Annotated in this window: 9 protein-coding genes; 3 read left to right on the plus strand and 6 right to left on the minus strand. The window is 46.6% G+C overall.

From position 1 onward, the window contains the following. The first annotated feature begins 177 nt into the window (after positions 1-177). Entirely contained in the window at positions 178-1296 is a 1119-nt protein-coding gene (locus ACLFWI_RS19640) for an alpha-hydroxy acid oxidase (protein WP_446414314.1), read from the plus strand. A 64-nt stretch (positions 1297-1360) separates the two neighbouring features. Here ACLFWI_RS19640 and ACLFWI_RS19645 read toward each other — a convergent pair whose 3' ends face one another. Then, positions 1361-2116: a histidine kinase gene (locus ACLFWI_RS19645; protein WP_446408786.1), complete on the minus strand. Its 756-nt coding sequence runs from the start codon at positions 2114-2116 to the stop codon at positions 1361-1363. Positions 2117-2244: 128 nt separating this feature from the next. Then, positions 2245-3072, minus strand: a complete 828-nt coding sequence (locus tag ACLFWI_RS19650; protein WP_446408787.1) for a hypothetical protein — start codon at positions 3070-3072, stop codon at positions 2245-2247. A 289-nt stretch (positions 3073-3361) separates the two neighbouring features. Here ACLFWI_RS19650 and ACLFWI_RS19655 point away from each other — a divergent pair, with 289 nt between their 5' ends. Further along, positions 3362-4276, plus strand: a complete 915-nt coding sequence (locus tag ACLFWI_RS19655) for a hypothetical protein (RefSeq protein ID WP_446414310.1) — start codon at positions 3362-3364, stop codon at positions 4274-4276. A 118-nt stretch (positions 4277-4394) separates the two neighbouring features. Here ACLFWI_RS19655 and ACLFWI_RS19660 read toward each other — a convergent pair whose 3' ends face one another. The 4 genes from ACLFWI_RS19660 to ACLFWI_RS19675 all read right to left on the minus strand — a co-directional run bounded on the left by ACLFWI_RS19660 (position 4395) and on the right by ACLFWI_RS19675 (position 8825). Then, positions 4395-5039 carry a CAP domain-containing protein gene (locus ACLFWI_RS19660; RefSeq protein WP_446408789.1) on the minus strand — a complete coding sequence of 215 codons (645 nt, stop codon included), beginning with the start codon at positions 5037-5039 and terminating at the stop codon, positions 4395-4397. Positions 5040-5200: 161 nt separating this feature from the next. Further along, the gene (locus tag ACLFWI_RS19665) at positions 5201-5662 is read right to left on the minus strand and encodes an MgtC/SapB family protein (protein WP_446414311.1); all 462 of its coding nucleotides are present in this window, start codon (positions 5660-5662) and stop codon (positions 5201-5203) included. A gap of 409 nt (positions 5663-6071) precedes the next feature. Beyond that, positions 6072-7550 carry a CoA-acylating methylmalonate-semialdehyde dehydrogenase gene (locus ACLFWI_RS19670; RefSeq protein WP_446408791.1) on the minus strand — a complete coding sequence of 493 codons (1479 nt, stop codon included), beginning with the start codon at positions 7548-7550 and terminating at the stop codon, positions 6072-6074. Between the two features lie 192 nt (positions 7551-7742). After that, on the minus strand, positions 7743-8825 hold the full coding sequence (locus ACLFWI_RS19675) for a YybH family protein (RefSeq protein WP_446414312.1): 1083 nt from the start codon (positions 8823-8825) through the stop codon (positions 7743-7745). Between ACLFWI_RS19675 and murG the strand changes: the two genes are divergently transcribed. Beyond that, positions 8815-9877: undecaprenyldiphospho-muramoylpentapeptide beta-N-acetylglucosaminyltransferase (gene murG / locus ACLFWI_RS19680; protein ID WP_446414313.1), on the plus strand; the 1063-nt coding region annotated here is incomplete at its 3' end. The genes ACLFWI_RS19675 and murG overlap by 11 nt on opposite strands.

Raw genomic sequence — 9877 nt, forward strand, 5'->3', positions numbered from 1 at the left:
ATTTGTCATTTGTCATTTGTCATTTGTCATTTGTCATTTGTCATTTGTCATTTAGTCGGGGCGGGTTTAGTTACATCTGGGTGTAACCAAAAAGATAGTAGTGAAACCCGCCCCTACATAATCTCCCCCTGCTCCCTCATCTCCCCCATCTCCCTCATCTACCTGTTCCCTGATAGTATGACTCAACCGATTAACCTTTTTGAGTACGAATCATTAGCCCATCAGCAGTTATCTCGCATGGCGCTAGATTATTATGCTAGTGGCGCTTGGGATGAGATAACGTTGCGCGATAATCGGACAGCGTTTGAGAAATTCAAACTTCGCCCCCGCATGTTAGTTGATGTGAGTCAGCGTGATTTAAGTACAACGGTTTTAGGGCAATCTCTCTCCCTACCGATTCTAATTGCACCGATGGCATTTCAATGTTTAGCTCATCCAGAAGGGGAAATCGTAACAGCAAAGGCAGCGGCTAAACTGGGATCAGCGATGGTATTGAGTACCATGTCCACTCAACCGTTAGAAGAGGTAGCATTGACATCCAAACAGGTGCAGTCGGAATCTCAGACGGATAGTCATTCTCCATTATGGTTTCAACTCTATGTGCATCGCGATCGCGCTTTGACTCAAAACTTAGTTGAACGGGCTCAAGCTGCCGGGTATAGCGCCCTCTGTCTCACCGTAGATGCGCCTGTTTTGGGGTGTCGAGAAAAGGATAAACGCAATCAGTTTACCTTACCCATGGGTATGCAGTTGGCAAATTTAGTCCATCGAGATATTCCGGAAATCGTCGGCGAATCGGGATTATTTGCCTATTTTATCCAACAGCTTGACCCCGGATTGACATGGCAGGATTTGGAATGGTTACAGTCCTTGACAAAATTGCCAATTATTGTTAAAGGAATTTTACGGGGCGATGATGCGCTGCGGGCAGTAGAACATGGGGCAAAAGCTGTGATTGTCTCCAATCATGGGGGTAGACAATTGGATGGTGCGATCGCGTCAATTGATGCGCTTGCTGAAGTTGTTAAGGCTGTAGGTGATAAAGTCGATGTGCTTATGGATGGAGGGATTCGCCGTGGCACAGATGTCCTCAAAGCCTTAGCATTGGGGGCTAAAGCGGTGTTGATAGGACGTCCGGTGTTGTGGGGATTAGCGGTGGCGGGAGAAGCTGGCGTGCAGCATGTCTTAGAGTTGTTGCGGGATGAGTTGGATGTAGCAATGGCGTTGAGTGGTTGTGCCAAAGTAGAGGATATTGATCAGAGTTTACTCAGCCTAGGTTTTAAGGGGACAGATTAAAATTGCTCCCCTTCCCTGGTAGGGAAGGGGTTGGGGGTTAGGTTGGTAAGACTATTGAGCCAACTTATCGAGCTTTTTTGCGCTTATCAACAATAACAACGTCTGGATCATTATCGCCTTCTAGATCGTGAGCTTGAACAACTTCTCGCTCATTTGTCTTCGGCTGCTTAACCGTAGACACAGGCTTTTCTTCTACATGCTTTTCTACATGTTCTTCTTTCAGGTGAACGTTTTCTTCATGCTCATGTTCAACCTGCTCAGGCGCCTCAAAGATTTCCAATTCTTCCGCATGGCGATCGCGCATAATTGAGGCAGCATGTTCTACTTTCTCATCACTTCCGCTGACCATCAATAAATAGTCGCCGGCTTTGACGCGCTCATTGTACACCTTGGCTCTTTCTTCCGGAATACCCAGACCAATCAAAGCGCCAACAATACCACCTGTTGCTGCACCAACTCCGGCTCCGGCTAAGGTTGAGCCTAACGCCCCTATCTCAGCTCCGGCGGCGAGGATTGGACCAACACCAGGAATCGCCAATACACCGACGCCAATCAAGAAACCACCGACACCACCAAGAAGAGTACCCGTAGTCGCACCTATACCGGCTCCTTCTTTGGCTTCATTCCCCTGTCGTTCGGTAATTTCCTTGGCACCTTCAACGTCTTCGATATTCCGCGCTAAGAGAGAGACTCTCTCCATATCAAAATTCGCATCCTTGAGCGCCTGGATCGTATTTTGCAGATTTTCGCGCTTGGGGAAAATACCAACAACACGTTTGTATTCACGGCTTTCGGGGACAAACTTTTCTTTTTCTAGCATTACTGCTCCTTTGAATAAATTAAACAACGTTAGGCTTGACTTAGCCCTTTTTCTTTGTTGTGACTAAAGCACTTTGAACGAAGACAGAAGCATAATAATGTCACACTTCATCATTCAGAACAAAATTGTTATTTATTATCGACAGCAGAAGGAAAGAAATCTTCGGCTACGATAACGGGTCTGTCTGTATATCTCGACCCAAACTCCTCAATCTTTTGCGCGTCCCAACCGAGGTCAGAATCCTGCAACAGCTTCGGGTCAAACTGACGCGCTACACCCGTCACGACGACTCTTTCGCCTTCTTGAACAACGCTATCTTCAGCTTTAAGATTGCGATTGACACCGATCACTAAAACGCCGATATCATCTATCCAACCCTCTTCAAATAGAGAGATTGAACTGGGAGAGTAAATATCTCTAACATCACCCTCGACAGCAATAACTTTGTCGAAATAGCCTGTCGGCGCTTCCGCTAAGTCTTCAGGAGTCGGAGCAAGGGCGAGGGATGCAGCGATAATAACAGGTTGATCTTCATACTCAGCATATTCGTCACCTAACTCTACACCGTATTCGGTTTCGATATCGGCAATCATAAATTGCGCGACTTCACCCGTTACTTGAATCGGCATCTCTTGCTCCTCTGGAAGCTGGAAAGGAGCTTCTGTAACATTCAGGATCAGAATGGATTCGCCGCCCAAATCGTCCGCCTGCACGACATAGCCAAGGTCACCCACTTGTCGTTCGACTGTGTTTCTAATCGTGACCTCTTTGCCGATGATGTCTTCGGTATTTTCAGCAACGTCCTCGGTGGTAACGTTGGTTTTTCCCTCCTGAATTTCCTCGTTATCAGTAGTGCAGCCAGGAAGGAGCAAAGCGGCTAGAGCGAATGCGATCGCTCCTAGGTAAGTTCCTGTGCGTTTAGTCCATAAGGGGATGGAGTCTCCTTGATTTAACATGTATTATTCCTATTTCTAGAACGAAAGTTGCTGCTGATTATCGCAGCCAACTCAACCATCTAACTCGTTAACGGTTAGATAGAAGTCTTGTAAAACGTTATTTTTAGCGTTTTACTTATTGCACTAATCTACATTCGCTCCAAACAGTTCTTTGTGAATCTATCAAGAGAGTGACTTTTCCCCTCTGACTAATTGCAGATTATTCTGGAAGCTTGAGCGGTTACTCCTTTTGCCGGATAGGCACAGGGGGAAATTGAGGGTGTCATTGATTTCTGCCATAATGATCGGAATGCAAGCACTCAACACCCTAGCTCTAACTGTCATTTTAGGCGTTACCCTAACGGTTGCGCCATTTGCCCAACCCGTTCAGGCACAACCCTGGCGTCCTGTGCGTGGTAGTATCCTGTTTGGGATTAGTGGTATGGTACTCCTCGAACAGCAAGAGGGTTCCACCTCGTTTCTCATCGTTCATGACAATAAAGGGGTAGGGGAAGGGCGTCTGGCGATGATCAGGGTTACAGGCGAACAAGCCCCTGAATATTTCCCGATCAACTGGTCAAACCAACCTTTACCTGTAGATTTAGAAGCACTCACGGCTGTTCCTGGACAATCGGAACCCACATTTATGGCGTTAACCAGTTCGGGAACAGTCTATCATTTCCGGCTCAATGGCAATCATCAGAATGTGTCTGTTTTAAATGTATTTAATTTGCCCAATTTGCCGGAAGGGACTAACCTAGAAGGATTTGCCTTGCAACAAATTGATGATAAGCTGCTCGCGGTTTGGGCGCATCGAGGTAACAATGAAGAACCCGGAGTCCTGTACTGGGGAGTTTTGGACTTGGAAACTAATGAGATTACGCCTCAAGGTTCAGCCAGTTTAACCGTCCCGTTTCCGGTGGATAATGTTCGCCATATTTCTGATATAAAGGTTGATTCGGCAGGTGTTGTTTACATTACCTCGGCTTCAGATAAGGGTAACGATGGACCCTTCCAATCCGCCGTTTACGTAGTAGGTGGTTTTAGTCTACAGGATAATCGTATCGTATTTCGTCAAAATCAGGCATTGATTCCTATTTATTACTTGAATTATCACAAAGTAGAGGCAATTGAACTCGTACCTGGTACAGCCGGAGGAATATTTTTAGGAACTGATGATGAAAATATGGGTTCATCGATTTGGGGCTTTGACGGAATGTTTTAGCACACTATTTTTAGGCATTATCTAATCCTAGATGATAGCTGAATTACCTGGAAATGGATTCAAATTAGAGATTTAGTAGTATGAGATATGACTTGATATTTTGGTTTATTATTAAAATCTATTTATCGTCTTTTTCTATAAAAATTTGCGAAATATAGTAGCGATCATCTTCTCGCCAAATTCCTATACCTGTCTCGTGGAAGTCAGACTTCACAATATGTTCGCGTTGCCCCTCGTTATCCATCCATTTTTGGACTATTGATGACGCAGAAGGAGAAGTATCGGTGAATTTATCAAAGGAAAAATTTTCAGCAATATGCTCAAAAGAAAACCCCGCCGCTTGTGCCCTTTTTTCTAAAGATCCTCCTTTAATTCCCAGAGGTGATAAAAGGTTGCTTTGTGCCATTTTACGACTATCACTACGAGCCAGTTTCGCCAATTCATCGTTAATTTGTAGGCGATTGAGACCACGTTGCTGACGAATTTCATTGATGCGCTGATGAACTTTTGCCTCCAATTGTGCTATGGCATCGGATTGGACAGTGGTATCATAATCGGCGCTATCGCCTTCCGCAATCCTCTCTCTAGTCGATGTCTCTTCTTGGGTTGGGCGTGGTGAAGTATCTAGGTAAAAAACTGTACAACTTGATAAGAGTAAACTAAGGAATACAGCCCCAACCAAATAGGTCAATAGTTGCTGTGGCGGTGTTAAAAACCCTGTTAAAGCTGTACTAGGTTTGGATTGGCTGTTCAGCTTGCTCATCGATTATCTCCTTTGTCCAATCCGATCCGAAATGTATTTCACTTATTTTACTTTAGCACTTTTCCCGATGGAATACAAAAATGTATCCACTTGCTGTTCGGCTCAATCTGGGTCTGTAGTCAACTAATCTGGAAACGACTGTCAGCTAACATTTTTGCGTGCTAGCTACTCGGCTCAATTTTTTTAAACAGTCTCAAAACCAGTAAAATAAATAGAGCAGAAATTAAACTCAAACCCCATAACCCACACCCCGCCGCAACGCCCAACGCTGATGACACCCAAACCGCCGCCGCTGTTGTCAGTCCTCGAATTCTATATCCTTGTCGCTGCGGCTGAGATTCTTGTACGATCACTCCTGCACCTAAAAATCCTACGCCACCGATAATGCCTTGAATCACGCGCGGAAGTGCATCTGCACTTTGTTCAGCAACACCAATTAATATGGGTATCAGGGTAAAGAACGCCGAACCAAAGCTAACTAGGATATGGGTTCTAAGTCCGGCTGGTTTATCTTTAATTTCCCGTTCAAAGCCGATAATTCCTCCCACCAGCAAAGCAATACCGAGTCGGAGTGCTATCCCTAACCAATCGTTTGGCGCAAGTACATAAATATTTGACATCATAAGTAATAAGCAAAGGGTCATAAGTTTTGTAGGGGCGGGTTTAGCCGCTTAATTAGGGTGGTTACCAATAACTGCTCAACAAAACCCGCCCTTTAGGTGTGCCACTAATACCAAGTTGCGTTCAAAGATACCAGATAGAGTAGATGGGGTGAGGGGGTGAGAGGGAGATAGGGAGATAGGGAGAAAAAGAAAGTTCTATATTAGACTGCAACTTGGTATAACACACCCTACTGGCGTGGCACAGCTAAAATTGTGGAATAGATTTTACCATTGAATCGGGCGCACGCAATGCGCCCCTACGGTTTTGGGGCGTGATTCTAATTCATCAATTAAGGTGTGCCATGCCACTACAATTTTGCTGTGACTTCCAGTCGCCATGGTTCTTGATAATGGTTGGTTGGAGGTTCCTTTAGAACTGACGAGACCAATCTTTAAACCAGCGTTCTACCACAACTTTTGTTTGAGTAAAAAACTCCACAGCTTGTCGCCCCTGTCCATGTAAATCCCCATAAAAACTATTTTTCCAACCACTAAAGGGAAAGAATGCCATCGGTGCCGCTACGCCAATATTAATGCCAATATTTCCGGCTTCGGCTTCATACCGAAACTGTCGTGCTGCGGCACCACTGCTGGTAAATAAACATGCCATATTTCCCCATTGACCCCCGTTGACTAATGCGATCGCGTCTTCAATGGTGTCCAGATGCATTAGACTTAACACCGGACCAAATATTTCCGTTTGAGATAGAGAACTGTCGGGGTTGACATTTTCCAGAATTGTGGGTCGAATGAAATTCCCTTGCTCATACCCGGAAATCTTGACCTTGCGCCCGTCTACTAATACCTTGGCGCCTTCATCCGCGCCTTGTTGAATCAATCCCTCAATTCGGGTTTGACTGTCACGGCTAATCACCGGTCCCATTTCCACCCCTTCATCCAACCCATAGCCGACGACGCGAGTTTCAGCCGCAGACGCGATCGCATCAGTAAAACTATGCCGTGCTTCCCCCACCGTAACCGCCACAGACGCCGCCAGACACCGTTGTCCCGCACAGCCAAAGGCACTATCGGCAGCAATTCGAGTTGTCATTTCCATATCCGCATCAGGGAGGACAATCAGGGGATTTTTCGCCCCTCCTTGACATTGCACCCGCTTGCCGTGGGCAGCGCCTTTGCTGTATACATACTGTGCAACCGGGGATGATCCGACAAAACTAATGGCGCGAATCGTGGGGTGTTCTAAAATCGCATCCACCACCGCTTTTGCCCCATTCACCAGATTTACTACCCCTTTAGGTAATCCCGTCGCTTCTAACAACTCAAACACCTTTTGCATCGTCAACGGGACTTTTTCCGAAGGTTTAACAATACAGGTATTCCCGCAGGCGATCGCATAAGGTAGAAACCAAAAGGGAATCATACCCGGAAAATTGAACGGCGCAATAATCGCTATTACTCCCACAGGTTGACGAATCATCATTTCATCAATCCCTCGGGCAACATCTTCTAGGTTATATCCCTGCATTAGCATCGGAATTCCACAGGCGACTTCCACATTTTCAATTGCCCGTCGTAATTCAGCTTTTGATTCCTTGAGGGTTTTCCCGCATTCCCAGGTAATCGTCTGGGCTAAGTCGTCTAAATTCTCATCTAATAAAACCTTAAGTTTAAACAGATATTGGACTCGGGTTGGTGGAGGAATCCGCCGCCAATCGGAGAAAGCAACCGCCGCCGCCTCCACCGCCGCGTCAACATCATCTTGAGGCGATAAAGGGACTTGGGCTAAAACATCAACGGTAGCCGGATTAACCACATGAAGTGATTCAGTGGCGCTGGAGGGACACCATTTGCCATTGATATAGTTCGGTAACAGATTTTTTAGATGCACCGTTGGTTCTCCAAAATGGGCGAGCTAGGGTTGTAGAGACGTGCCATGGCACGTCTGTGAGATGGGGAAGATGAGGAAGATAAGGGAGATTATGTAGGGGCGGGTTTCACTATTATCTTTTCGGTTACACCCAGATGTAACTAAACCCGCCCCGACTGTACAAATGACAAATGACGAATGACGAATGACAAATCACCGCTCAACAACATTTAAACGTCGAGTAATCATCGTCATCCCATCACCCCGAATCAAAACGGCTGAAATCCAGCGATCCTGGGGAGTTAAGGGCGCTCGTCCCACTTTAAAAATTCCGCCTGCGGATAGTAAATCCAATTCAAAGTCACTGGGTTGGCTGTAGCGATCGCCATTAATCGGTTCTTCTAAGGCGGTTCCCAATAGTAGATTATCCCCTAGGGGTTCTTGGACGATCGCATCAAAGTTAAACGACTGACCAATACGCACCTGTTCCGGTAAAATCACTTGCAGGTTGGGAGGATTGACGCCAGAGGTGAGTTGGGAACGTTCTGCCAATATTTCCGAGAAGACGATTTTTTGGTTTTCGTAACGTTGGCGCGATCGCAACATGGATTCGAGTTTCATCATTGTACCGTCGTTGGGCTGAGTTCCGGTTACGGTGGTGACTGTCTCCGCCACAATCCCATCCCCTTGATTTTCCCAAGACTGTAACTCGGTGCGATACGTCAATTGAGGATAGCGTTCCCACAGTTGCTTCAGGGCTTCCTCCATCTGGGCGTGAGTCAAACCGTCAGAATGTTTGAAATCCTGGCTATAGAACTGCATCACACCCTGCACATCCCGGCGATTTGCTGCTGCATCGATTTGCGCCAGGAGTTCTTTTATCTGAGGTGGGGCGGTTGCGGGATCTTCGGCTTTTGTCGCCTTTGCCCATCCCAGGGTTAAACCCAGGGCGAAGAGCAAAATCATTGACCCGTTCAGGGAATACGCCTTGGTTTTCGCGCTCAAGGAACCTGACTTTTCAAACCTTGGGGAGAATTCAAAGCCTCTCTCCTTGCAGGAGAGAGGTTTGGAGAGAGGTTTTCTATCTCCCGTGAAAAGTACACTCAAGGAACGGGAAACGCGACGAAATAAATTGACCGGATTGTGCATTAGGGGCATCGTAGGAAATAGTTTATATAAAGAAATTGGCTTCCAATTGGACAGATAAGATGGTATATTCGCCAATTTACTGCCAATTTTCGATTTTAACTCGACATAAGAGTCGCCTTTAGGAGGAACAACGACCTTGGCTGACACTCCAATTCGCTTATTGATTGCTGCCAGTGGCACAGGAGGACATTTATTTCCGGCGCTGGCGTTAGCTCAACAGTTACCAGAGTACCAAATTGAGTGGCTGGGCGTGCCGAACCGGGTGGAACAATCGGTGATTCCCCAACACTATCCCCTGCACACGATTCCGGTTGAAGGCTTTCAGAAACCCTTGGGGCTAAATACGGTTCGCGTTTTTGGGCGTCTTGTGGGTTCCATCCGCCAGGTGCAGCGACTGATCCAAACTCGGCAATTTGATGCTCTGTTTACCACAGGCGGTTATATTGCAGGACCTGCGATCGTCGCGGCACGGTTACAGGGATTGCCTGTCATTTTACATGAATCCAACGCCATTCCCGGAAAAGTTACGCGCTGGCTGAGTCCCTTGTGTGATCAGGTGGCGCTCGGATTTGACGCCGCCTCTAAGTATTTACCCAAAGCCCAAACCGTCACCGTTGGTACACCTGTTCGGGCTGATTTCTATAAGCCTCAGCCGTTAGACTTACCGATTCCTGACGATGTACCGTTAATTGTCGTCGTTGGCGGTTCCCAAGGGGCAGTTAGCGTGAATCAACTCGTGCGTCAATGCGCCAAGACTTGGTTTGAATTGGGCGCTTGGATAGTCCATTTAACTGGGGAAAAAGACCCAGAAGCTTCCACCTTAAAGCATCCCCACTATATTGAACTGCCATTTTACACCAACATGGCAGCGCTACTGCAACGGGCGAATTTAGCCATTAGTCGGGCGGGTGCGGGTTCGTTAACCGAACTAGCGATAACCGGAACACCGGCTATTTTAATTCCTTATCCTTACGCCGCAGAAGATCACCAAAGCTTTAATGCGGCTAGTTTTGCCCAAAAAGGGGCGGCTCTGGTTTTTCCTCAATCTGAACTTAGCGCCGAATTATTAGAAAGTAAGGTATCTTATTTGCTCAAATCTCCAGAAATTCTCCAGCAAATGGCAGAAAAAGCGGCATCGTTAGCGGTGACAGATAGTGCAGAACAATTAGCAACGTTGGTGCGTCGGCTGGTGGAGAAAA

The sequence above is a fragment of the Coleofasciculus sp. genome, assembly GCF_046539235.1.
GTDB lineage: Bacteria > Cyanobacteriota > Cyanobacteriia > Cyanobacteriales > Coleofasciculaceae > Coleofasciculus.